At 55.4% G+C, this 24,579-nt stretch carries 25 protein-coding genes and 1 riboswitch; of the genes, 6 read left to right on the forward strand and 19 right to left on the reverse strand.

Annotated features, from left to right (window positions below):
* Positions 1–15 precede the first annotated feature (15 nt).
* Entirely contained in the window at positions 16–873 is an 858-nt protein-coding gene (locus RCCS2_RS05870) for a cytochrome c1 (protein WP_037293260.1), read from the forward strand.
* A gap of 79 nt (positions 874–952) precedes the next feature.
* Here RCCS2_RS05870 and RCCS2_RS05875 read toward each other — a convergent pair whose 3' ends face one another.
* Genes RCCS2_RS05875 through thiB form a run of 3 tightly spaced genes read right to left on the reverse strand, consistent with a single transcriptional unit; the run spans position 953 to position 4,126 of the window.
* On the reverse strand, positions 953–1,645 hold the full coding sequence (locus RCCS2_RS05875; protein WP_008232225.1) for a thiamine ABC transporter ATP-binding protein: 693 nt from the start codon (positions 1,643–1,645) through the stop codon (positions 953–955).
* Entirely contained in the window at positions 1,632–3,161 is a 1,530-nt protein-coding gene (locus RCCS2_RS05880) for a thiamine/thiamine pyrophosphate ABC transporter permease ThiP (RefSeq protein ID WP_008232226.1), read from the reverse strand. The genes RCCS2_RS05875 and RCCS2_RS05880 overlap by 14 nt, the downstream gene beginning before the upstream one ends.
* Entirely contained in the window at positions 3,137–4,126 is a 990-nt protein-coding gene (gene thiB, locus RCCS2_RS05885; protein WP_008232227.1) for a thiamine ABC transporter substrate binding subunit, read from the reverse strand. The genes RCCS2_RS05880 and thiB overlap by 25 nt, the downstream gene beginning before the upstream one ends.
* Before the next feature lie 36 nt (positions 4,127–4,162).
* A riboswitch (TPP riboswitch) is annotated at positions 4,163–4,264 on the reverse strand.
* 89 nt (positions 4,265–4,353) lie between these two features.
* Here thiB and aroC point away from each other — a divergent pair.
* Positions 4,354–5,457, forward strand: a complete 1,104-nt coding sequence (gene aroC, locus RCCS2_RS05890) for a chorismate synthase (protein WP_008232228.1) — start codon at positions 4,354–4,356, stop codon at positions 5,455–5,457.
* Positions 5,458–5,475: 18 nt separating this feature from the next.
* On the opposite strand, the gene RCCS2_RS05895 is transcribed toward aroC, so the two are convergent.
* From RCCS2_RS05895 to RCCS2_RS05930, 8 genes are all read right to left on the reverse strand, one after another.
* Positions 5,476–6,336 carry a DMT family transporter gene (locus RCCS2_RS05895; RefSeq protein WP_008232229.1) on the reverse strand — a complete coding sequence of 287 codons (861 nt, stop codon included), beginning with the start codon at positions 6,334–6,336 and terminating at the stop codon, positions 5,476–5,478.
* 166 nt (positions 6,337–6,502) lie between these two features.
* Positions 6,503–7,279, reverse strand: a complete 777-nt coding sequence (locus RCCS2_RS18310; RefSeq protein ID WP_156788435.1) for a hypothetical protein — start codon at positions 7,277–7,279, stop codon at positions 6,503–6,505.
* A 164-nt stretch (positions 7,280–7,443) separates the two neighbouring features.
* Positions 7,444–7,734 carry an HU family DNA-binding protein gene (locus RCCS2_RS05905; protein ID WP_037293262.1) on the reverse strand — a complete coding sequence of 97 codons (291 nt, stop codon included), beginning with the start codon at positions 7,732–7,734 and terminating at the stop codon, positions 7,444–7,446.
* A 133-nt stretch (positions 7,735–7,867) separates the two neighbouring features.
* Positions 7,868–9,349 (reverse strand): AMP nucleosidase, encoded by a 1,482-nt coding sequence (locus tag RCCS2_RS05910; RefSeq protein ID WP_008232239.1) that lies wholly within the window; start codon positions 9,347–9,349, stop codon positions 7,868–7,870.
* On the reverse strand, positions 9,346–11,145 hold the full coding sequence (gene ade, locus RCCS2_RS05915) for an adenine deaminase (protein ID WP_008232241.1): 1,800 nt from the start codon (positions 11,143–11,145) through the stop codon (positions 9,346–9,348). The genes RCCS2_RS05910 and ade overlap by 4 nt, the downstream gene beginning before the upstream one ends.
* Before the next feature lie 40 nt (positions 11,146–11,185).
* Complete coding sequence (tspO, locus tag RCCS2_RS05920) at positions 11,186–11,665, reverse strand: tryptophan-rich sensory protein TspO (protein WP_008232243.1); 480 nt, start codon at positions 11,663–11,665, stop codon at positions 11,186–11,188.
* A 30-nt stretch (positions 11,666–11,695) separates the two neighbouring features.
* Positions 11,696–12,718 (reverse strand): 15-cis-phytoene synthase, encoded by a 1,023-nt coding sequence (crtB, locus tag RCCS2_RS05925; RefSeq protein WP_008232244.1) that lies wholly within the window; start codon positions 12,716–12,718, stop codon positions 11,696–11,698.
* A complete protein-coding gene (locus RCCS2_RS05930) occupies positions 12,715–14,253 on the reverse strand; it encodes a phytoene desaturase (RefSeq protein ID WP_008232246.1) in 1,539 nt (512 codons plus the stop codon). Before RCCS2_RS05930 ends, crtB begins: the two co-directional genes overlap by 4 nt.
* Positions 14,254–14,361: 108 nt before the next feature.
* Between RCCS2_RS05930 and crtA the strand changes: the two genes are divergently transcribed.
* From crtA to bchO, 4 genes are read left to right on the forward strand one after another with little or no spacing between them, the layout of a single operon-like run.
* Entirely contained in the window at positions 14,362–15,063 is a 702-nt protein-coding gene (crtA, locus tag RCCS2_RS05935) for a spheroidene monooxygenase (RefSeq protein WP_008232249.1), read from the forward strand.
* A complete protein-coding gene (bchI, locus tag RCCS2_RS05940) occupies positions 15,064–16,065 on the forward strand; it encodes a magnesium chelatase ATPase subunit I (RefSeq protein ID WP_008232251.1) in 1,002 nt (333 codons plus the stop codon). It abuts the gene before it with no gap.
* Positions 16,058–17,689: a magnesium chelatase subunit D gene (locus RCCS2_RS05945; protein WP_008232253.1), complete on the forward strand. Its 1,632-nt coding sequence runs from the start codon at positions 16,058–16,060 to the stop codon at positions 17,687–17,689. The genes bchI and RCCS2_RS05945 overlap by 8 nt, the downstream gene beginning before the upstream one ends.
* Positions 17,689–18,534: an alpha/beta fold hydrolase BchO gene (bchO, locus tag RCCS2_RS05950; protein ID WP_008232255.1), complete on the forward strand. Its 846-nt coding sequence runs from the start codon at positions 17,689–17,691 to the stop codon at positions 18,532–18,534. The genes RCCS2_RS05945 and bchO overlap by 1 nt, the downstream gene beginning before the upstream one ends.
* Positions 18,535–18,585: 51 nt before the next feature.
* On the opposite strand, the gene RCCS2_RS05955 is transcribed toward bchO, so the two are convergent.
* The 8 genes from RCCS2_RS05955 to puhA form a co-directional block, all read right to left on the reverse strand.
* A complete protein-coding gene (locus RCCS2_RS05955; RefSeq protein WP_008232257.1) occupies positions 18,586–19,065 on the reverse strand; it encodes a c-type cytochrome in 480 nt (159 codons plus the stop codon).
* A 112-nt stretch (positions 19,066–19,177) separates the two neighbouring features.
* Entirely contained in the window at positions 19,178–20,392 is a 1,215-nt protein-coding gene (gene hemA, locus RCCS2_RS05960) for a 5-aminolevulinate synthase (RefSeq protein ID WP_008232260.1), read from the reverse strand.
* Positions 20,393–20,397: 5 nt separating this feature from the next.
* Entirely contained in the window at positions 20,398–21,183 is a 786-nt protein-coding gene (gene puhE, locus RCCS2_RS05965; protein WP_008232263.1) for a putative photosynthetic complex assembly protein PuhE, read from the reverse strand.
* Positions 21,183–22,301: a magnesium-protoporphyrin IX monomethyl ester (oxidative) cyclase gene (gene acsF, locus RCCS2_RS05970; protein ID WP_008232264.1), complete on the reverse strand. Its 1,119-nt coding sequence runs from the start codon at positions 22,299–22,301 to the stop codon at positions 21,183–21,185. The genes puhE and acsF overlap by 1 nt, the downstream gene beginning before the upstream one ends.
* Positions 22,298–22,594, reverse strand: coding sequence for a hypothetical protein (locus tag RCCS2_RS05975; protein ID WP_050770778.1), 297 nt, complete (start codon positions 22,592–22,594; stop codon positions 22,298–22,300). The genes acsF and RCCS2_RS05975 overlap by 4 nt, the downstream gene beginning before the upstream one ends.
* 48 nt (positions 22,595–22,642) lie before the next feature.
* Complete coding sequence (gene puhC, locus RCCS2_RS05980) at positions 22,643–23,101, reverse strand: photosynthetic complex assembly protein PuhC (protein ID WP_008232268.1); 459 nt, start codon at positions 23,099–23,101, stop codon at positions 22,643–22,645.
* 5 nt (positions 23,102–23,106) lie between these two features.
* Complete coding sequence (puhB, locus tag RCCS2_RS05985) at positions 23,107–23,745, reverse strand: photosynthetic complex putative assembly protein PuhB (protein ID WP_008232269.1); 639 nt, start codon at positions 23,743–23,745, stop codon at positions 23,107–23,109.
* A 72-nt stretch (positions 23,746–23,817) separates the two neighbouring features.
* The gene (gene puhA / locus RCCS2_RS05990; RefSeq protein WP_008232271.1) at positions 23,818–24,576 is read right to left on the reverse strand and encodes a photosynthetic reaction center subunit H; all 759 of its coding nucleotides are present in this window, start codon (positions 24,574–24,576) and stop codon (positions 23,818–23,820) included.
* Positions 24,577–24,579 lie beyond the last annotated feature (3 nt).

Here is a 24,579-nt window from a genome sequence, read left to right on the forward strand (position 1 = left end):
AAAGGACCAAAAGTAATGTTCCGTAAATTATCACTCACCGCAGCAATGGCGCTTGCCCTCACCGCAGGGCAAGCCACCGCTGCCGAGGTGGATATTGAAGTCATCGACTATGACTTCTCATTCGAAGGTCCATTTGGCAGCTTTGATCAAATGCAGCTTCAGCGTGGCCTTCAGGTTTACACTGAAATTTGCGCAGCCTGTCATGGTCTGGAATACGTTGCTTTCCGCAACCTGTCAGACGAAGGCGGGCCGGGGCTTCCTGAAGATCAAATGCGGGCCTATGCCGAATTCTATGAGATTTTCGACCAGGCTTTGTTTGATGGCGAAGGTGATTTCCGCACCGCCACACCTGCAGATAAGTTTCCAGCTTCAAGCCTGTCCAACGCACCTGATCTAAGCCTGATGGCAAAAGCGCGTGCAGGTTTTAGCGGCCCATACGGGACAGGCATCAGCCAATTTGTGAACGGTATGGGTGGCGCAGAATACATCGCGTCCCTGATGACTGGCTACCATGAAGAACCGGAATGCGCGCTTGAAGGTGAGCCGATGGACGGTTTCTATAACGCAGCCTTCGCTGCCGGTGGTTTCCCTGAAAGCTGTAAAGACGAGAATGGCAAGCACAAGGTGCCAGGTTCCTGGATCGCAATGTCGCAACCGCTGTGGGGCGATGATGTTGATTATGCAGATGGATCATCCACTGATCTGGAAGCGGTATCAATGGATGTTGCAGCGTTTCTGATGTGGACAGCAGAACCAAAGCTTGTCGCCCGCAAAGAAGCTGGCCTGACAGGTGTTTTGTTCCTGACCGTTTTGTCTGTACTTCTGTATCTGACAAACAAGCGTCTGTGGGCACCGCATAAACACAAAGATTAAATCACTTTGATCTAGCTAATACAAAGGCCCGCCAAATTGGCGGGCCTTTTGCGTTATGTAAGGTGGAACATGTTTCACCTTACCCCAAATAAGCCTTCAATGCGGGGGGTGGGTCATTGAACAACACATCTGTTGCGACGGGTGCGCTGACCTGACCGTCTGTGACTAAAGCTGCCATATCTGCAATACGCCGTGCATCTGCGGGATCATGGGTCACCATGATTACCGTCTTGCCTGCCGCGACCAGCTTTGATTGCACGAGATCCAGCATCTCGTCTTTAAGCGCTGGCCCTAAGGCCGCAAAGGGTTCATCTAATAAAACAACGGGCCGGTCCGCGACAAGAACACGCGCCAGCGCAACCCGACTTTGCTGACCACCCGACAAAGCATTTGGTTTGCGATCGCCAAAACCATCCAGCCCCACATCGGCCAATGCTGTGGCGACCGAGGCTTTATCCGGGGCACTCAACCGTAAATCTGGCCGCAATCCCAACCCGACATTTTGCGCGGCGGACAAATGCGGGAACAGGTTGTTATCCTGAAACAACATACTGACAGGCCGCGCACCCGGTGCCGCGTCTGTCAGATCGGCGTCACGCCAAAGTAACCGACCAGACACCGGTGACAAGAACCCTGCAATCGCCGCCAATAATGTTGACTTACCGGCCCCTGACGGGCCAATCAGCGCAATAGCCTTGCCAGGATCAAAAGCGATATCAGCACGCAGCGAAAACGACCCTTGCCGCAATATTAGATTTTCACATGTCAGCATCAGCCCGCCCCCAACGGTCGCATATCCAAAAGAGCGTAAAACTCAACGCCACCAGCAAAAGCGCTGCACCCGCCGCCGAATCCATCCGGTAAGCCCCCATCAAACGATACATCGCAAGTGGCAGCGTCTCTTCCGATTGCCCGGCGAATAAGGCAATAACCCCAAGGTCCCCCATGGATAAAGCGGCCGCCAGCCCAGCTGCAAACCCCAATGGGCGGCGCACGCGCGGCAAGATCACTAAACGCACCCACGATCCTTTGGCGATATCCAAGGACAGTGCCAAACGTCCATAGTCTTGCTTGATCTGTTCAACTGCGGGTGCCAACGCCCGCAATGCAAATGGCAATGCCAAGGTCGCATTCACCAGCATCGTTACAAGCAGGGCAACATCAGCAGGCCGGATGAACGGAAACACCAACAGAAATGCACCCGTTCCAACAACCAGACCCGACGCCGCAAGTGGCATAACCCCGACGATCGACACCATCATCTCGCCTCGCAAGGCAAGCGCAAGTGCCATCAGTACGCACAATAGGGCCGAACCCAGCGCCACAAGCACCGATCGAAACGCTGCGGCCCAGATGGCGGCTGGCATATTGAAGAATTCGGGTAGTCCACGCAGCACGATCATCGCCAGTGGCAACAACAGAAAAATGGCTGCCAATATGATCACACCATAATCGACCCCGGGACGCGCCAAATCCCACCGCCGTACCACACGGTCCAGCCCGGTCCCAATCGGGTCGTTACCGGTTACGCGCCATGCCAAGACGGCACCAAGAACGCAAAGCACAAATTGAATGCAGGCAAGCAGCGCCGCGCGACCCAGATCAAAGTCAAAGCGGACTGCCTGATAGATAGCCAACTCTACCGTTGTTGCACGCGGGCCGCCGCCCATCGTTAGCGCCACTGCAAAACTCGTCAGGCAAAGCAGGAATATGACAAGGAATGTGCTGGGCACAACTGCGCGCAACATCGGCAGTTCCAGCACCCGCCAAATCGGAACATTAAGCGACGCGGCCAAGCGAAACCGCTCCGCCGGGATAGACAGCCAGCCTTGCAGAATGAAACGTACCGCCAGCGGCATGTTGAAGAACACATGAGCCAGCACAACACCATGCAGGCCAAAGATTGAAATCGGCGCGATGCCCAGCCATGCCAATCCGGTGTTCAACAGACCGGCACGCCCGAATATCGCGAGAAGCCCCAGTACGGCCACGATGACAGGCAACAAAAACGGCGCACCTAATAGCGTGATCAGCAATTGTCGGCCCCAAAACTGTCGCCGCGCTAGGGCGCGGGCCACAGGGATTGCCAACATAACGCTAAAAAAAGCAGAGAGAAGCGCCTGCATAACCGTAAACCCGATTGCGGACCAATCCGCAGGGTCCAATCCGTCGCCCCATTCAGCACGCCAGGCAACTGCGCCCAGCGTGCCAAGGGTCAACACAAGCACCAACACCCCGGCAAGGGCGTCCGGCCAACGTGCTGTTACCGGGACAGCGCTGTGCGCCATTCATCCAGCGCGACGTCACGCTTTGCTGCGGCATCTTCGGGTGACAACAACAAGGACTTTGCAGGCGTCACCAAGGTTTCAAACCCTTCAGGCAAGCCCCCTTCGGGTGTGACAGCAGGGTACATCCAGTTTGTTGTCGGGATCACGCTTTGAAACCCCTCAGATACCATGAAGGCAAGGAATTTGTCCGCCAGCTCAGGTTGATCAGTCCCTGCAACTTTGCCCGCAACCTCGACCTGCATGTAGTGGCCTTCGTCAAAGGCCCATGCAACTTTGCTGTCATCTTCTTCAGCGATCAGATGATAGGCCGGTGATGTGGTGTAGGACAAAACAGCATCTGCTTCGCCTTCAAGGAACATCCCGTAAGCTTCAGACCAGCCAGACGTAACGGTAACGATGTTGTCGGACAGGTCAGCCCACAGCGCCGGGGCGTCATCCCCATAAGCTGTCTTGACCCACATCAGCAGACCCAAACCGGGTGTGGATGAGCGCGGGTCCTGAATAACGATTTGCGCATCGCTATCCGCAAGGGCACGCAGTGACTGAGGTGCATCTGCACCTGCATTGCCCACAAAGGCAAAGTAACCCCAATCAAACGGCAAGAAATCAGCGTCTGTCCATTCAATGGGCAAATCCAGATCAGCATTGATACCATGGGGCGCGAATAACCCGGTTTCACGGGCAGCTGCGGTCAGGTTGGTGTCCAGACCCAGCACGATATCTGCATCCGTGCGTGGCCCCTCCAACTGCAAGCGCGCTAGCAAGGCCGCGCCATCACCAGCCCCTACGAATTGCAGATCGCAAGCACATTCAGCCTCAAACGCCGTTTCAATTGCAGGGCCAGGGCCCCATTCCGTGACAAAACTGTCGTAGGTCAGAACTTGCAGCACCGGGGTTTCGGCCCATGCGCTTGTGGCGCATAGGGCAAGTCCCGCAACAGCTGGCAGATAGGTGGCTTTTTTCATCGTATCCTCCAAATGCGACGGGCGGATTGGGGGATAGCGGGGATGCTAAACCTTCCCTCCGCCGGTCTTAACCGGTTCAGGTTCAACGGGTCCGCATAATTGCATCTCAGCCAGTTGTTGGCCCCCCGAGGTACACCTTAGCTAAGATGGATTGCGCAAGGACGCAAGGGAAAGCACTTGAGCCTGATTGTCACCCCCGCTAGACCCGTCTGGCAAAGGGGATTTCCATGTCGATCAACAGCTTCGGTCATCTGTTCCGGTTCACCACATGGGGCGAAAGCCATGGGCCTGCCTTGGGCGCCACTGTGGACGGGTGCCCCCCCGGCGTGCTGCTGGAAGCGCCGATGATCCAGCAATGGATGGACAAACGCCGCCCCGGATTGAATAAAAATACCACCCAGCGGAACGAACCCGATGCAGTAAAAATCTTGTCCGGCGTATACGAAGGTAAGACAACGGGAACGCCAATTCAGTTGATGATTGAAAATACAGACCAGCGATCAAAAGACTATGGCGATATCATCAACACATTCCGGCCCGGCCATGCGGATATCACCTATCATCAGAAATACGGGTTGCGCGACCCGCGCGGCGGCGGGCGGTCTTCGGCGCGGGAAACGGCTTCGCGTGTCGCAGCGGGGGGTGTTGCACGAGAGGCGATCAAGGCGATTGCGCCAGGTGTGCAGATTAAAGGCTATATGACCCAGATGGGGACCAAGCAGATCGATCCCGCGAAGGTCGACTGGGACCAAATTGATCAAAACGATTTCTTCTGCCCCGATGCAGAAGCAGCAGCCGAATGGAACGACTATCTGGCGTGGTTGCGCAAAGACGATCACAACTCTGTCGGTGCGATCATCGAAGTTGTGGCGCGCGGCGTACCCGCAGGTATTGGCGCACCTGTTTATGCTAAGTTAGACACTGATTTAAGCGCTGCGATGATGTCGATCAACGCCGTCAAAGGTGTCGAGATTGGCGAAGGCATGGCCGCCGCCGCCCTGACAGGGCGCGACAACGCGGATGAGATTTTTATGGGTCCAAATGGGCCACAGTATTCGTCAAATCACGCAGGTGGCATCCTTGGCGGCATCAGCACCGGTCAGGATATAGTGGTCCGCTTTGCTGTAAAGCCGACCTCGTCCATTCTGTCGCCGCGCAAATCCATTCGCATGGATGGCAGCCCAACAGAGGTGGTGACAAAGGGGCGGCACGACCCTTGTGTCGGCATCCGGGCCGTCCCTGTGGGTGAAGCGATGATGGCCTGCGTTATTTTGGATCATCTACTGTTGGATCGTGGCCAAACTGGCGGGGTCCGCGGGATGATCGGGTAAGGTGGATCCTGATCCACCTTACTGTTTGGACAATTGTACCGCCAGAATACCACCTGCGATAATTGCCACACCCAGCACATCCAGAACGCCAATCGACTCGCCCAGCAAAGCCGCCGCAATGGCGACCCCAAGGAATGGATTGAGAAAGTGAAAGGTTGATGCTTTCACAGCCCCGATGCGCCCGACCAGCAAAAACCAAACCAAAGTTGCCGCCAAACCGGACACCAGGGTTGTGTAGACAAATGCAACGACCAACTGCCAGTTCCAGGTGACGTCCCACACCTCAAGCGTTAACGCTGGCACCCATAGTAATGTGCTACCCACAAGCATTTGCAGGCCAACGATCATCAGCACATTGCCACCCGATGATGCGCCCAATACCGCCAGCGTCGCGATGGTCAAAGAGATGACGCCAATCACGCACAGGGTTAATCCATATAGATCAACGCCACCCTGTAGCCTTGCGCCCATAATCAGGACCACACCCAACAGCCCGGCAATCAGCCCGATAATGCCTAGCGGTTTAACCTTGGTGCCAAAGACAATCCATCCTGCCAGCGCCACCAAAAGCGGCATGGTCGACGCAATGATTGCCGCCAAAGACGCCGGGATGGTCTGCATCGCCACAAAATTCAAACCCAAATAAAGCGCATTCTGGCAAACACCAAAAATCACAACACCCAGCCACTGTTTGCACGACAACCGCGCCGATTGGCCCAGCGCCCATGCGATGGCAACGCCAATCAGCCCAGAAATAAGAAACCGCAGGGCCAGCGCACTGAGCGGTGGCGCATATTCAACAATGACACGGGCAGAAGTGAAAGCGGATGACCACATGAGGGCAAACGCGAGGCCCATGAAGATTGCTTTGATGTCCATCAAGTTGACCTAGCGGACATACTGGGAATATTGAATGACAAAAGACATGAACGTGGGCCTTACCATTCCAGGGTGCCTTACATTAGTTATGCGGACATGGCAGTCATTCATTCTTATCTATTTAAAGTCCGGTCTTAGGTCCTAGACTGTAACGACGTTTTGCAGCTCAACGACTTCCCGAAAGTTCCGCTGCGGCTGAATCATCGATCAAAGCAGATTGAGCAAAACGTTTGCGATCCTCAACCTGCAATATAATGGACTCGACACTTTTGGCATCATCTTCCAGATGAAAAACGCGCAGGTCAATAAAGCCGTCACAGGGGTTCTCAATAGCTTTCACTGCCTCAAGGTCAGTCAGGCTAAGCTGGTCCATCGCGCATCCTTCGGCTGGAATATCTGTTAAAAGCGTCCCTTCATCAAACGCCCAAAGATACCTCTTTCGGCCTTGCGTCTGCGTCGATGACACCGACGCTGGCCCAAAAAGGCGGATGGCATTGTCAACGACGTTGCGCAGCTGCGGCTGTCCATCTGGCGCATCAAAAACATACGACACACTGAACCAATGCATTTGAGAACCGCTTGGAGGAGCCGAGAAGAAAGTGCTAACAGATGTTTCGGCTGTGTCACCCGACCCAAGCCAAGCGGCTTCGCCATCAAACGTAAGCTTTCGTGGCGCAATTAGTCCCTGTAGCCTGTCATCAAAGTCTACTTGTTCATAGGTCATTTCAACTTCGAAATCATGAAGAAGAGTACATAGCTCTACCGGTGTCTGGCCATGCTCCAGACCTAAGATAGAGCTAAATGAAAATGCCCAGTCGGTTCCATCTATAGGTGTTTCGTCTGATGACCATCCGTCACTTGATGCAAAAGCCAAACAACGTTCGTTATCCGATTTACAACTTGCCAGAATACTAAAGCTGACGAGTAAAAGAAGTCTAACCAAGTTACTTCTCCGAAGCTTGTTTCAGCGCACGCATTTCACATCGCCGGTATTCGCACAACCCGTAGCAATGGCCAGTTTGCGGTCAAATCTGCCCTTCACCAAAAAGGGCCGCCCTTTCGAGCGACCCTTTCAAAATCTCACGTCAGCCAAAAAGGCCGAACGACTTAGCCGTTTACGCTGTCTTTCAGCGCTTTGGCGATTGTCATTTTGACAACCTTATCCGCGTCTTTCTTGATCTGCTCACCCGTGGCTGGGTTGCGGACCATACGCTCTGGGCGCTCGCGGCAGTAGATTTTGCCGACGCCAGGAAGTGTCACAGCGCCGCCGCCGGATACTTCTTTGGTGATGATACCAGTCACGGCGTCAAGCGCGGAACCCGCAGCTTTTTTATCCATGCCTGTTTCTTCGGCCAGTGCAGTTACGAGCTGCGCTTTTGTCATTGGTTTTGTAGCCATCAATCTGGTCTCCCTCAATTTGCCCCAGCAGTAGGGCCTGTTACCCGCACATCTAACGGTATGTTGTGTGAAACCACAACGATTAGTGTAGGTTTACAAGGGAAAAAGTGCTGTTTTTGCATTTTTTGGCCGATCAGAGGAAGGCTGTCTCTTCAAAACTACGTAATTTCCGGCTATGAATGCGTTCCAGTGGCATTTCGCGCAAGCGTTCCATGGCCCGAATGCCGATCATCAGATGCGCCGCTACTTGGGTTTTATAGAAATTTGAGGCCATGCCGGGTAGTTTCAACTCACCATGCAGCGGCTTATCGCTGACACAAAGAAGCGTTCCGTAAGGCACACGGAACCGGAAACCATTCGCTGCAATCGTGGCACTTTCCATATCCAGCGCAATGGCCCGCGATTGTGACAGGCGCTGCACCGGCCCTGCCTGTTCGCGCAATTCCCAGTTGCGGTTGTCGATCGTGGCAACCGTACCGGTCCGCATGATCCGTTTAAGCTCATACCCTTCAAGCTCTGTCACATCAGCCACAGCCGTTTCCAGCGCAATCTGGATTTCTGCCAAAGCAGGGATCGGCACCCAGACGGGCAGATCGTCATCCAAAACGTGATCTTCACGCAGATACGCATGCGCCAGAACGAAATCCCCCAGCCGTTGCGAATTGCGCAGCCCAGCGCAGTGGCCGACCATCAACCAGGCATGAGGACGCAAAACTGCAATATGGTCTGTTGCGGTCTTTGCGTTCGACGGGCCCACCCCGATATTCACCAAAGTGATCCCACTGCCGTTGGCACGTTTCAGGTGATAGGTCGGCATTTGCGGCAACTTGCCGGGTAAGGGCAGTGGTGCATCTGCATCCGTGATCTCAACATTCCCAGTACTGACAAAACTGGTGTAGCCGCTTTCCGGATCAGCCAGCATGTGGCGGGCGTAAGCCTCAAACTCTTCTACGTAGAACTGATAGTTGGTAAACAGCACATGGTTTTGGAAATGCTCTGCCGCAGTTGCAGTATAATGTGCCAAACGCGCCAGTGAATAATCAATGCGTTGTGCGGTAAAGGGCGCCAAGGGCCGCGCACCATCGGGGTAGGTAAACGCCTCACCATTTACAATATTGTCGTGCGTGGTGCTTAGGTCAGGCACATCAAAGTTGTCGCGCAGGTTGAATTCCATTGATCCGTCATGCGGCACCGTCAGCCCCGGATCATTGGCCGCCGCAAAATGCACCGGCATTTCGGTGCTGGATGCGCCGATCACAACAGGCACACCATGGCTTTCGATCAACAGCCCAATCTGCTGTTCCAGATATGCTGCAAACAGATCAGGCCGTGTGATTGTCGTGGCATAGACCCCGGGTTCAGCAACATGGCCAAAGGACAGGCGGGTATCTGTTTTGGCATAGGTTGTCGTCGTCAGGCGAATTTCCGGATAGTAAGCGCGCACCCGGGTTTCCGGCTGGCCGTTGGCAAGTGCAGTCGAAAAATTCTCGGACAGGAATTGGACCGCCGTGTTGTAAAGCTCTTGTAACCGCGCGACGGCTTTCTTGGCGTCGGTGAAGCTTTCAGGTTGTGGGACATCGGGTGTCCGGATTGTCACTTTATGTGCGACGTTCATGCATTTTCCTCAAATATATCAGTAATTTCAAACTTATCGACATCAACCAAGCCCAAATCAGAGATCCTGAGCGATGGGATAACGACAAGCGCCAGCAGCGAATGCTGCATATAGGCGTTGTTCAATGTGCAGCCACAGGCGGCCATGGCTGCGACCATCTGATCTGCTTTGGCAGCCACTTCTGCCGCGGGGCTGTCAGACATAAGCCCGGCAATCGGCAGTTCAACAAGTGCCAGTTCCTTGCCGTCTTTCCAAACGGTGACGCCGCCACCGACATCGCCTAGCCTGTTCCCTGCTGCAGCCATCATCGCGCGGTCGGTTCCCACAACAATCATATGGTGACTGTCATGGGCAACGGTTGAAGCCATGGCCATTTTGCCAGTGTATCCGAACCCGGACACAAAACCATTCACGACCTTCCCCGTGCCTTGGTGTCGCTCAACAAGGGCAATTTGATAGGTGTCACCTTCGCCTTCAACCAAGCCGTCCACTACAGGCAGTTCGGCTGTCAAAGCCTCGGTCGGCGCTTGGTTTTCAACCACACCGATGACCTTGGCTTTGACCTTGTTCTTGCCTTCAGGTGCCTGAATCGCAAAGTCGGACGGTCCCAACACCTTTCCCATATGCACAGTTTTCCGTGCATCATCGGGCCAAGTATAATGCGGACACTCCACTGTGATCTTGCCATCCCGCGCGACGGTCCGCCCGCGTGCGATGACGTCCTCAATCGGCAGCGTCGTCAAATCAGAGGTCAGGATCACATCCGCGCGGCGCCCCGGCGCAATTGATCCAATCTCGCGTTCCAGCCCAAAATGCGTGGCTGTGTTGATCGTTGCCATTTGCAAGGCGATCACCGGATCACACCCGCAGGCAATCGCATGGCGCAAAACGCGGTTCATGTGTCCGTCATTGACCAGCGTGCCTGCCATGCAATCATCCGTACACAGAATGAAGTTACGCGGATCAAGACCCTTTTCTGTCACCGCCGTAATCTGGCTTTCCACATCATACCACGCCGACCCAAGGCGCATCATCGACCGCATACCATTGCGGACGCGGGCGATTGCATCCGCTTCGGACGTGCCTTCATGATCGTCAGCCGCACCCCCTGCGACATAGGCCGAAAACGCAACGCCCTTGTCAGGCGACGCATAATGCCCACCAACGGTTTTACCCGCGTTCATCGTCGCCGCCATTTCGGCCAGCATTTGGGGGTCGCCATTAATCACACCGGGGAAATTCATCATCTCGCCCAGCCCGATGATGCCTGGCCACGCCATCGCCTCGGCCACATCCGCGGCGGAAATTTCAAACCCGGTTGTCTCCAAACCGGGCGCAGAAGGCGCACAGGATGGCATTTGGGTGTAGATATTCACGGGCTGCATCAGGGCTTCGTCATGCATCATGCGTACACCGCGCAAACCCAGCACATTCGCGATCTCATGCGGGTCGGTGAACATTGTCGTTGTGCCATGCGGGATCACAGCGGCAGCGAATTCTGCGGGTGTCAGCATACCGCTTTCGATGTGCATATGACCATCGCATAGACCGGGGATCAGATAGCGGCCTTCGGCCTCGATCACCTGCGTGTCGTCACCAATACAGTGCGACGCATCAGGGCCAACATAGGCAAAGCGCCCTTCAGCCACGGCCACCTGCCAGCCATCCAGAATTTCACGGGTTTGCACATTGACCAGCTTGCCACCGCGAATGACCAAATCGGCCTTTTCGCGCCCGGCAGCAACGGCCACCAATCGGGGGGCCACATCGGCCCATGATTTGAAATGCGTTTCCATCCCCAATGGTTTCACCGAATGGGGGGACGTTCAAGGGGTGTTAAAGGTTCTGCAACTGCAACGGCTTTTGGTCAGGGTTCAGGCGAAACATGGCAAGGTTCAAAGCCGCTGCAACGGTCACCCATGCCAGATAAGGCACAAAGGCCAATCCCGCCCAGAAATCCAACTGGAAATGCGTGATCGTCGCGCCTGCAACCGCCAACCACAGGCAGGCCATCACGGGCAAAGACGCTTTCAGATGACGCAGCCCAAAAAACACCGGTGTCCACAATGTATTGAACGCGATTTGCAGACCCCAGAACGCCATAGCGTAAGCGTTACCGTCCAAAACAGCGACACGCGCGCCCGCGAAAGCGATCAGCAGATAGATTGACGTCCATGCCACAGGAAAAACCCAATCTGGCGGGACCCATGTTGGTTTATTCAGGCTCTTGTACCACTCACCCGTCGGGAAAAGCGCGCCGGTCGCACCTGCACCAAAGGTCGCCGCAAGAAATAGGCAGAAAAGAAAGATATCCATAGCAGGCCCCTTTCAAGGATCCCGCTACACCTAGGCCATCGGGCGGTCAGTTCCAATGCCTGCTTCGCGGGCTTTCAGTTCAGCAAGAATTTCCAAGACTGAGGTTGAACGCCCATGTTCCGGTTTGATCCGGCTGGCCGCATCGACCAGAAAAGCCACTTCTGGCAGTGGTTTGGCATAGATTACCGCTGATTTTGGCATAATCAATGACGTCGCTGTGCGCCCACTGGCCTGCATCAACCAGCCCAATTTCTGACGGCCTGTGGTGCGCGCGCGCATTGAAATGCTATCATATCCTTGGCGACGCAGTTGTTTGCCGATGCCAGCATAGATCAAACGGGCGGCCCAAATCCCGGTACGCGTCTGCAAAGGCAACACGTCAATGCCAGCCTCAGATCGCAGGTAAAGCCGGTTCGCTTCTGCCAGCAATCGTTTCACCATACGCCGCACATCTTGGGACGGCAGCGGTTCACGCACAAAGTTGATGGGATCAATCCCTGCTTCAGCCAACCAATCCAGTGGCAGGTATATCCGGCCCATTCGGGCATCTTCGCCCACATCACGCGCGATATTCGTCAACTGCATCGCCACGCCAAGATCACAAGCACGCGCCAAAGCGTCAGGATCACGGACGCGCATCAGCACGCACATCATCGCACCCACAGCGCTGGCAACGCGGGCAGAATAGTCTCTTACACCGCTCAAAGTGTCATAGCGATGTTCCGCTGCGTCCCAGGCAAGACCTTCTAACAAGGCCTCTGGCAACGCCCGCGGCATATCAAATTCTTCGATAATCGCAGCAAAAGCGCGATCTTCGGGCGCGTTCTTGGGCGCGCCGGCATAAGCCGCATCCAACCTCTCTTGCAGGCGAAGGACAGCGCTGGCCTGATGATCGCCCTCATCAACCTCGTCATCCGCCAAGCGGCAAAAAGCATAAAGCGCAAGCGCAGGATCACGGACCTTGGGAGGTAACAATTTGCTTGCCGCATGAAACGACAGTGATCCATGCCGGATCGCCTCGCGGCAATGTTCAAGGTCAGCGGGGCGGATCATTCGGCGGCGACTTTCAATTCAGGCATGACAGGCGCATCCGGCACCATCTTGGCCAATACTTCTGCGCTTGAAATAACACCGGGGACACCCGCGCCGGGATGCGTGCCAGCGCCCACCAGATAAAGGCCCTTGGCCTCTTCGCTCACGTTATGAGGCCGGAACCATGCGGATTGCAGAATGCGTGGTTCAATCGAAAAGCCCGATCCGTTGGGCGATAAGTATCTGTCGCGGAAATCTTCAGGCGTCAGGACCATTTCGGTACTGATGTGATCAGCAAAGCCCGGCAAATGCTTATCGACTTCGGCCTGCACCTTGGCCTTGTAGCTTTCAAGTTCCTTGTCCCAATCCACCGCGTTGTCGAAACCCAAATGCGGTACAGGGGACAGGACATAAAACGTATCGTCACCCGCAGGTGCAACACTTGGGTCCGTTTTTGACGGACGGTGAATATACAGGCTCATGTCGTCAGACAGTTTGCCCTTGATGAAGATATCCCGCAGCAATCCCTCATAACGGGGTGCATTGCTGATGGTATGATGGCCCACATCCGGCCACATCTTTGCGGTGCCTTTGGTGCCGAAATACCAGACAAACAAGCCCATCGACCAACGGCGGGATTTCAGTTTCTTGTCGGTCCATCGTTTGCGTGGCTGATTGCGCAACAGACGCTGATAGGTATGGCCTGCATCCGCATTGCTGACGACAAGGTCAGCATGAATAGTGTCTGAATTCGTCAGTTTAACGCCCTTCGCAGCGCCCTCTTCGATCAGGATCTCGTCAACTTCAACGCCCTGCCGCAGCTGACCGCCTTGGGACCAGATCACATCGGTCATCGCCTTGGCAATCTGCTGCACCCCGCCCATCGCGTAATGCACACCAAATTCCTTTTCAAGGTAGGCCACAAGCGCATACATTGATGTCACATGCATCGGGTCACCACCGATAAAAAGCGGATGAAATGATAGCGCCATACGCAATCGGGGGTCTTTCACCCGTGCCTTGGCCAGCCCAAGGATCGACCGATCCGCGCGCAGCATCGCAAACTGCGGCAACACCTTGATGGTTTCCCAAAGGCGGTGCATCGGTTTGGCCACCATGCCTTCAAATCCCACAACGTACCGGGCTTCACTGTCCTTCAAGAACCGCTTGTATCCTTTGACATCACGCGGGCTAAGCCGCGCAACCTCGGCAAGCATCGCATCTGTATCCTGACGGGCCGTAAAGGTAGACCCATCCTGCCAGCGGACCTCATAAAATGGATCCATAGGGCGCAGGTCGATGTCTTTGTGGAAGTCGCGCCCACAGGCGGCCCATAAATCCTCGTACACTTGGGGTACGGTAATAATCGTTGGACCAAGGTCGAATCGATGCCCATCTTGCGTGACGGATGACCCCCGGCCACCGGGCTGATCCAGGCGGTCCAACACCGTCACGGCATAGCCTTTTGCACCTAAACGCATCGCCGCCGCGAGGCCGCCAAGCCCCGCACCGATGACAATTGCTGCATTTGAATCACTTGGTTCAGCTGTAATCATAGCCTCACAGTAGTAGTGTAACGCCAAGTTGACAATTCTTATGTCAACATCTTCCCAAGTCAGGGCCAATATGTCAGGATAAATTGACACGACCACGAGGTCCTACACGTGACTCAAACCGTCAGCCTGTCTTTCTTCCGCTTCGCCGGGCCGCTTGCCCGCGCGTGGGCGTTGACGATGATGGGCGGCGCACGACTGCCGTTATCCCGCACCCCCGACATCGGATTTTGGAAGCTGTGTGGATCAGGCACGGGCGAAGGGTTCACCCCTGTCCCCAACACTGCCGTCTATGCGATCCTTGCCACCTGGCCAAATGCGGAAACTGCACACAAACGAACGCAAACAGGCATTTTTGCCACTTATCAAAAACGCGCAGCCGAAAACTGGACCGTATTCCTGCAAACGCAGACCGCGCGCGGCGAATGGTCTGGGCAATCCCCGTTCAAACCTACAACGGCCGAAACATCCGGCCCGCTTGCGGCACTGACGCGTGCCACGATCAAACCCAGCATCCTGACCCGGTTCTGGGGTCGCGTCCCAAATATATCGCAGATGATCGGCAAAGACCCCAACGTCGCCTTTAAGATCGGCATTGGCGAAGTGCCAATGCTGCACCAAATCACCTTTTCCATCTGGCCATCTGAAAAAGCGATGGCCGGGTTCGCCCGCACTGGGCCCCATGCGGACGCCATTCGCGCTGTGCGCGATGAAGGCTGGTTTCGCGAAGAACTTTATGCCCGTTTCGCAGTCCACTCTGACCGGGGCACCTGGAACGGCACCTCACCTTTAGCCAAACTCGAGGCAACCTAGATGCACCCTTTTCCATTCTCCGCCATCGTCGGCCAGGACGAGATGAAGCAAGCGATGATCCTTACCGCAATCGACGCCAGTATCGGCGGCGTTCTGGTGTTTGGTGACCGCGGAACAGGAAAATCAACAGCGGTGCGTGCGTTGGCTGCATTGTTGCCGCCAATCAAGGCGATCAAAGGCTGCCCAATCAATAGCGCCAAGGCGAAGGACGTGCCGGACTGGGCGCAGGTTTCGACCAAGCGCGCACAGGACATGCCGACGCCTGTTGTCGATCTGCCCTTGGGCGCGACCGAAGACCGAGTGACCGGCGCGCTTGATATCGAAAAGGCGCTAACCAAGGGCGAAAAGGCGTTTCAGCCGGGTCTGTTGGCCCGCGCGAACCGTGGCTATCTTTATATCGACGAGGTGAACCTGCTTGAGGATCATATCGTTGATCTGCTGCTTGACGTTGCCCAATCAGGTGAAAATGTGGTCGAGCGCGAGGGCCTGTCGATCCGTCATCCTGCGCGATTTGTGCTTGTTGGCTCCGGTAACCCAGAAGAAGGCGAATTGCGCCCGCAACTATTGGACCGCTTTGGTCTGTCCGTCGAAGTTGCGTCCCCCAAAGAGATCGACACCCGGGTCGAAGTGATCAAACGCCGCGATGCCTTTGAGAATGACAATGCCGCCTTCATGTTGCGTTGGCAGGCCGAAGATGCTGCTATCCGCGATCGTATTCTGAAAGCAAGAAAGTCTCTGACAAAGCTGAAAACGCCTGAAAAGACACTGATCGACGTCGCTGAATTGTGCCTCGCGCTCGGCTCTGACGGTTTGCGCGGCGAATTGACCTTGCTAAAAGCCGCCCGCGCCTATGCCGCATGGCGCGATGACACCGCGTTGACCCGTGCGCATGTGCGCGAAGTGGCCCCGATGGCCCTACGTCACCGCCTGCGCCGCGATCCACTGGATGAGGCAGGCAGCGGTACACGCGTTGCCCGTACCGTGGAAGAAGTCCTTGGCTAATCAAAGCTGGACCCATGCAACGCTGGCGCTGCAACTGCTGCGGATTGATCCGGGGCTTGGCGGTATTTGCATCCGCGCACGTGTCGGTCCGGTGCGTGACCGGTTGATGGCAATGGTTGATCCCGATGCAAGGCGCCTACATCCAGCGATTTCTGATGAAGCCCTTTTTGGCGGGTTGGACCTGTCAGCGACACTGGCAAGCGGTCATCTGGTGCAAGAACAGGGATTATTGGCAACCCCCGGCACCCTTATTCTGGCGATGGCAGAACGGGCGACGACTGGGCTTGCTGCACGATTGGCTGTGGCTTTGGATAAAGGGAAAAACCACACTCTGGTGGCTTTGGACGAAGGGGCCGAACCCGACGAATGCCTGAACCCTAAACTGGCGGAACGGCTGGCGTTTCATGTGGATTTGTCGGACTGCTGCTTAGCCGATCTGACCGACGCGGTTATCACCAATAAAAACGCTATCGCGCCTCGCGCTGTCACAATGTCGGGCGACATCACTGCGCAAATAGCCCGCATTGCAGATAATCTTGGGATCGACAGTATGCGGGCACCCATGTTTGCTATCCGCACCGCGCGGGCGCATGCCGCGCTTAACGGTCGGGGCACCGTCATCGTCGAGGACCTTGAAATCGCCTGCGCGCTGACCCTGGCCCATCGCGCAACGCGGATGCCGGAACCCGAAACCGGGGAAGAGCCGCCCGCGCCACCCCCCGATCAAGAGAGCCAAAACAATACAGAAGAAAGCTTTGACCTGCCGGATGAGCTGCTTTTGGATGCGGTACGTGCGCTATTGCCAGATAACCTGCTTGACCAACTCACTGCCCAAAAGGCGCGCGCCGGACGCGGCAATGGCACTGGTGCGGCGCATAAAGGCAACAGACGCGGTAGACCGCTGCCATCGCGGGCCGGACGGATCAGCGATGGCGCGCGCATTGATATTATTGGGACACTGCGTGCAGCAGCCCCTTGGCAAACGATCAGACGCAATGCGACGGGGCGCGCCGGACTGCAGATCAGACCTGCCGATATTCGGATCAAACGGTTTGAAGAAAAATCCGACCGGCTGTTGATCTTTACGGTCGATGCATCAGGGTCTTCTGCGCTGACACGTTTGGCTGAGGCCAAAGGCGCTGTCGAGCTGCTGTTGGCCCAAGCCTATGCCCGCCGCGATCACGTTGCCTTGGTGGCATTCCGCGGCACTGATGCAGAGCTGTTGTTGCCGCCGACGCGTTCACTTGTGCAAACAAAACGGCGGTTGGCCGGATTGCCTGGGGGCGGTGGTACACCATTGGCCGCTGGTATGATGACAGCATTCGAACAAGCAATCCAAGCGACGCGACGCGGATTGACGCCCACGATTGCAATCCTGACAGACGGCCGTGCAAATATTGCGCTGGATGGCAAAGCAGATCGCAAACAGGCCGCAACTGACGCACAGCAAATTGCCCGGGTGTTGCGCGCACATGGCACCGATGCGATTGTTATCGACACAGGCAACCGGCCGGAACCGGCACTACGCAATCTTGCGCAAACGATGGATGCGGCCTATCTGCCGCTGCCACGCGCCGATGCTGAACGGCTTTCGAAATCCGTCGCGACAGCGTTGGGCGACTGATGCGTTGGCCCGATGACGCCAAGGGTTGGCCTCTTACTGATTATTCTCGCCAAGTTCTGCATCGGCCGCATCGTTGGCACATTCAGGAACATGGTGAAGGTCCTTTGATCCTGCTGATTCACGGTGCGGGCGGTGGCACACAAAGCTTTCGGGGTCTGTTTCCTATTCTGGCCCAAACGCACAGGGTTGTGGCAGTCGATTTGCCCGGTCAGGGGTTTACACAACTGGGTGCACAACAGCGGTGTGGTTTGGATCATATGTCAGAGGATCTTCTTGCCCTGTGCCGCAACCAAGGCTGGACGCCAGACATTGTTGTTGGTCATTCGGCGGGTGCAGCCATCGCCCTTCGGATGTGGGAACTGGGGATGCGCCCCACAGGGCGGATTGTCGGGATCAATGCAGCCCTTGGCAATTTCAAAGGCGTGGCAGGGTGGCTGTTTCCGATGATGGCAAAGGCGCTTGCGGCAACACCTTTCAGTGCGGGCGTTTTTGCAAGCACAACAACACGCAGCAGCGTGCGCAATCTGGTTCAAGGCACCGGCTCTCATCTAGAGCAGGATGGATTAGAGCTTTATTACAGGCTTGCGACCGACAAAGGTCATGTTGATGCGACTTTGTCTATGATGGCGCAGTGGTCATTGGATGGGCTGCTTTTGCGTTTAGCCCAGATTGATATTCCCGTTCATCTGATCACCGGCTTGGGCGACAAAGCTGTTCCGCCGCAGGTCAGCCGCGATGCGGTACAAATTCTTCCGCATGCAACGCTTACTGAATTATCCGGGTTAGGGCATCTGGCCCATGAAGAAGATCCTTTGGCGATCGCTCATCTGATCCTTAAAACGTAAAAGGCCGCCAGAGTTTCCTCTGACGGCCTGAATACGATGGTAAAAAGCAGATTAGTTGGTCGCTGTTGCGTCCTCTTCTGCTGCTTCTTCCTCAGCACCGAATGTCGCGATGTATGCGTACAAATCAAAAGCCTGCTCTTCTTGGCGGACCTGATAGGCCATCTTGCCACGCGCACGACGGTTATCAAGCGTCTCGCGCAGCCAACCTGTTGGGTCCTGAACGTAACCAACGAAAGCTTCTTCTGTCCAAACAGTTTCTGCTTCGCCCAACTCAATCAGCGCATCGCTGTAACGGAAATCTTCAACAGAACCCATGGTGCGGCCAGCAAGGCCATAAAGGTTCGGGCCTGTGCGGGCATTGCGGCCAGCAAGTACTTCACCGGATGCGTCTGCGATAACATGGCATGCCACGCATTGGCGGTTAAATTGCTCTTCACCAGAGGCGACGTCACCAACGGTGGCGGCATGGCCGTCTGCGAATGCAGGAGCAGAGAGAACTGCGAGTGCAGCTGCGATTGTAAACTTTTTCATGATCGTATTCCTCTTCGATCTAGTTCTGTGACCGTTTGCCCCAGTCAAACTGTAATGTAACGCAACAGCCGGGACGGTCCACCCCTGCATGCAAAAGATTGCGTGATAAGCGCTATGCCACCGCATGCGCAAGGGCGCATTGCTTCCACAAAACCCTTAAAGCATTGATAAGATGGTCAATATCAGCGTCTGTGTGCAAAGGTGACGGCGTAAACCGCAACCGCTCTGTTCCTTTGGGAACCGTCGGATAATTGATCGGCTGCACATAAATATCCCATTCACGCATCAAATAATCCGCCAACATCCGAGTCTTGACCGGATCGCCAATCATCACCGGAATGATGTGGCTGTCGTTTTCCATGTGGGGAATACCTTCGCGATCCAATGCGGCACGCATGCGCGCGACCTGACGCTTTTGTTGCACGCGCTCAAACTCAGAGTTTTTGAGATAGGCAATTGATGTTCGCGCTGCTGCTGCAACGGCAGGCGGCAAAGCTGTCGTGAAGATAAAACCAGACGCAAAACTACGGATAAAATCGCAAAGCGCCGCTGAACCCGTGATGTAGCCACCAACAACGCCATAGGCTTTGCCCAAGGTGCCTTCGATCAGGGTGATCCGGTCTGCGATACCTTCGCGCTCACTCACACCGCCACCACGAGGGCCGTACATGCCGACAGCGTGCACCTCATCCAGATAGGTCATCGCACCATATTTTTCGGCCACTTCGACGATTTCCTTGATCGGGGCAATGTCGCCATCCATGGAATAGACGCTTTCAAAGGCTACGATCTTGGGCACGTCCGCTGGCAAGCAACGCAACTTCATTTCCAAGTCATGCACGTCGTTATGCTTCCAAATAACTTTCTGCGCCCGGCTGTGGCGGATCCCTTCGATCATCGACGCGTGATTGCCCGCGTCCGACAAGATCACGCAGTTTTCCAAACGACTGCCCAAAGTCGAAAGTGCCGCCCAGTTCGACACATAGCCCGAGGTAAACAGCAGCGCCGCTTCCTTGCCATGCAGATCTGCCAATTCATGCTCCAGCAGCAGATGGTCATGGTTTGTGCCCGAAATGTTGCGCGTGCCACCCGCACCTGTGCCTGTACGCTCGACCGCTTCGCACATGGCTTCGATCACTTTTGGGTGCTGACCCATGCCCAGATAATCGTTGGAACACCAAACGGTGACATCCCGCACACCTTCGTCGGTATGATTGGCCGCCCTTGGAAACTTGCCGCAATTGCGCTCAAGTTCGGCGAAGTATCGATAGTTTCCCTCATCTTTCAATTGGGTCAACTGGGCATTGAATAGGGCGTCAAAATCCATTGATCTTATCTTTCTTCTTTGGTCATCGTTTTCGGCGCAGGAAGCATCCAACGCCAGAGTTTCGCATCAGGCAGCGGCACCACCATCAGCCAGTGTTCAAGCAAGGCAAGGCCCGCCATTGCGGTCAGTAAGGCAAAGCCGACGATCGTGACGTCCGATCCGGCGGTCCACAATCGTTCGGCGCAAACCGCCAACAATGCAGTCAGCAGGGTGATCGCCGCTGGGAAGGCAAGCGTTACCGGGCCGCGCCGAAAGTATGATTTCAGATGCGATAGCTTGTCTGGCACAAATTCCGTGTTGATCCGTGGCACCCCATAAAACAGGTTCAGCTTGGCCGAAATACGCGCGAGAAACAGCACCAGATAGGTTGCCAGGGCAATACGGTTGGCCGCACCATCCGACGCAATCACAAGGCCCCAAAGCCCCAGGACAAGTGCCAATTCGTGATAGGCTACCGTCTGAAAGGCACGGAAAAACCGGTCGCGCCCGATCAGACCGGGTGGGCATTCATCCCGCTGCGGGCCAGTGATGACGCCTGCAAGAAAAGCAAGTTCAATCCAGCCCCAAATCGCCAAAGCGCCAGCAAAACCAACGTAAGCGCCAAAGACTGTAGCATCATCCAAAGATGCCGAAACCGCCCAAACGCCCAGCGCCAGCAAAGGTAGACCCATAAACACGGTCATCCCATGCGTGCCCAAACGATCCGCCCGGCGCACCGCCACCAAAATCGCCCCGGTGGAAAACCACCAGACGAAAATAGCAATCAGCGATGCGATCCAAGGCGATGTCATTAGTAGGCAGGCTCCAAACGGGGGCTATCAGGCACCGCATTCTTGTGAACAGGAATGGTCAAAAGCGAAACAAACGCAAAACCAGCTTTTGCCGACCCCGCCATCCGCTTGACCCAACCACCAACGCCACCTTGCTTGCGGCCTGCTGCGATCTGCACATTGGCATCCTGCATGCGGTTCAAAGTTGGTTCCCAACGCGGGTGATTGATGTCCAAAGTCATCGGGAACACCTGTGTTGTGATTTCTGACGTGACGCGGAACACTTCTTGACCGTACCACTTTGGATCAACGCCCAGCGCCTTGTGGAACTCAGGACGTTGGTGATCACGTACCCACATGGTCGAAAAGACCGCTGTGAGGAAGAACTTGATCCAAAGCTTGTTTATTCGGCCTTCGGTCAATTGTGGATCGGTCTTCAACAGCAGGGCAAATGCCTCTCCATGCGAAAACTCATCGTTGCACCATTCGCGGAACCACTTGAAAATAGGGTGGAATCGCATTTCTGGGTGCTTTTCCAGATGGCGGAAGATGGTGATGTAGCGGGCATAGCCGATCTTTTCAGACAGATAAGTCGCGTAATAGATGAACTTGGGGCGGAAGTAGGTGTACTTCTTCGCTTGCGTCAGGAACCCGAGGTTTACGGCAATGCCAGCCTCGCGCAGCGCATCGTTGATGAAACCAGCATGGCGGGCCTCATCACGGGCCATCAGCTGGAACAGCGTTGTGATGTCCTCATTCGATCCGCGGCGTTTCATCTCTTTATACAGCACACAGCCCGAAAATTCGGCGGTACAGCTGGAAATCAGGAAATCAATGAATTCCGCTTTCAATGCGGGCTCCATCCCGTCCCAATCAACGTCGTCCCAATCTTCGTTCTTTTTGAAGTGACCCTTGTTGGGGTCGGCCTTCATTTGAGCAATCAGCACGTCCCATTCATCGCGGACAGAGGATACATCAATCGCGTCCATCTCATCAAAATCAGTGGTGTAGAAACGCGGGGTCAGTAGCGTGTTCGACATCGCAACTTGCGTTGCTTCTTCATTGGTCAGCGGCGGCAGGGCCTCTTGCGCGGCAATAGCCTCTTCTGCGGTGGCGGCTGTGGATGAGTGCATATTCATGACATCACCTCTTCGCTGAATGAGAATTCACACAGTTCCATGAATTCAAAATCACCTGTTGCACGGGTCCACATTTGTTCGATCTTGGACGCGCGGGTGATCACAGCGGTGCGCTGCTCTTCGATCATTTCGCCAAAAGCGGCCATGATCTCTGGTCCTTGAACCTGTACAGTGTCACCGGGGTTGATGACCGCGCCGTTGTCCAACCGGACATGCGCAGACAGTTCTTCAAAACGATGCGAGATTGTCACCGTGCATGGCGCGGTTTCTTTCTCTCTTAAAAATAGTCCCATGTGAGTTCCCTTTCACATTAGGCGCAGGGGGCTAACCCGCGCACGGTTTCAATCAAGCAGCTTGGCAAAAGCTGCCACGTTATCTTTGCCGTATCCGATCAGTTCGACTCGTAAATCAGTGGTGTCGTCAATGATGGCGATATTGCCATTCTCGCGGCGCACCACCTGAACCGGGGCGTCCCCGGTCACGTTGTTCTTAAAGCGCTCGCGGTCAATCACGCGTCCGATCACACCCAAGAAACCGGCCTTTTCGTCTGACGATGATGCAATAAGCGTGCCATCAAGTATGCTGACCTCGTAGATACCGCTGCGGTCGCCTTCCATCACAACCGCAAGCGATTGCACGATAGGTGCTTCGACCAGCACACCCCGGTTTGGCACGTCAAACCATTGCGCATAAGCGACAATAGCAAGGCTGGCCGCCATCAGGGCAAACATCGCCTGCACCAAGATCCGAGGGACCATTTCTTTGTCGCGGTGACGCATTTGTTGTTCAAGTTGTGACATGATGCTTACTCCGCTGCGACGGCATTGCCGTCTTGTTGGCTGACGCGTTCAATGCGTGGTTCGGAAATGCGGGTTTCTGCCGCTTCTGCAAAGATACGGGCGACACTTTCGGCATCCGGGATGCAGCGCAGCGCTGGCTGGGCCCGCGCCATGCGCCACGGCCGGACATGCGGCCAGGACATGAGATAGGAAATCCGGGTTTCACCGATCAGTTCAAACGCCAGCGTGCCGTGGCCGGATGATTTAAGGTCCAGTTTCGCTGTCCCGATCCAAGTATAGGGCAAGTTCAGCGTCATGGTGAGTGCCGCACCAATCCGCATCGCCACCCGCTTGTTTGTCAGCGTGTAAACGGTCGAACGCGCTTGGACGTAAGCGATGCCATACAGAATGCCGCAAGCGACAATGCCGGACAGGATAAAGGGGACACCATGCATCAATGCAATGCCAAAAGGTGCATCAGCGGATGAAACCCCAACACGCCAGAAGGCAAGCAAGGCAAAGTAACCCATGACCCAACGCACACCTAAAGCCTCGCGCGCCAGACGGCGTGGATCAGGGGCGCCTTGCCACAAGATATGTTCCCCTTCTGGCAACTGCTCAGGCAGTCCCCGGATCGGTTCAAAGTTAAAATCGTCGTGGCTCATGGCACATTCCCTCGCTTTTATCTTGGTGGCCCCGGTGGCTGGCCGGGATCACCTATTCGTTCATCGTATAGATCAGGAGGCGTACATCGTGCCGCCGGCGTAATACGCCATGATCTTGTCTTCCTCGAGCAGGGTGACCTGCTCCATGCTTTTGGTTGTAGGTACGTTGTCCCAATTGCTGGCCATCAGCGACCGCACGACCACACGGTCTGTACCGATCTTGGCCATATTCATGGGGATCAGGCGTGTTTTACCTGAACCTTCGGGGTTCAGATCAACAGTCAGAAAGCGGACCATCTGCTCTGGCACATCAACCCACATATCTGTGACACGGCCAACGACCTCGCCGTCACGACCGACGACAGGCTTTCCACGCGGATCACGACCGGCAGACACCTTGAAGTCTTCCAAACCGGCCATTGGTTTGATCTTGACGTGACCATGTGCGTCCAACTCTGGCTCATCGCGGCGCGGCGCCCAAGCGGCGGGGCCGACACCATCAACCATCGGATCACCTGTTGGAATCCAAGGAGAACCGCTCGACGCAGAAGACTGCGCCAAGGCCAGATCACCCCGCATTTTGCCTTCTTCGTATTCACGCGAGGGCACTGTCAGCTCACCACGCCCATCACGCAGTTTGAAGGTCTTTTCCTTTGGCAAAGGAAACAAGCTTTCGTTCGCTGGTACGCCATCATCGTCGTCGCGCAAAGGATAGCCTTCGCGCATATTTTCCGTTTGCAGATAATAGACAAGCCCCGCAAAAAAGATCCAGAAGAGCCAAATTGCTGCGCTCGCCAGATCGAAGTCTCCAAAAAATTCTACACCAACCATTTT

The sequence above is a fragment of the Roseobacter sp. CCS2 genome (assembly GCF_000169435.1).
Taxonomy (GTDB): domain Bacteria; phylum Pseudomonadota; class Alphaproteobacteria; order Rhodobacterales; family Rhodobacteraceae; genus Yoonia.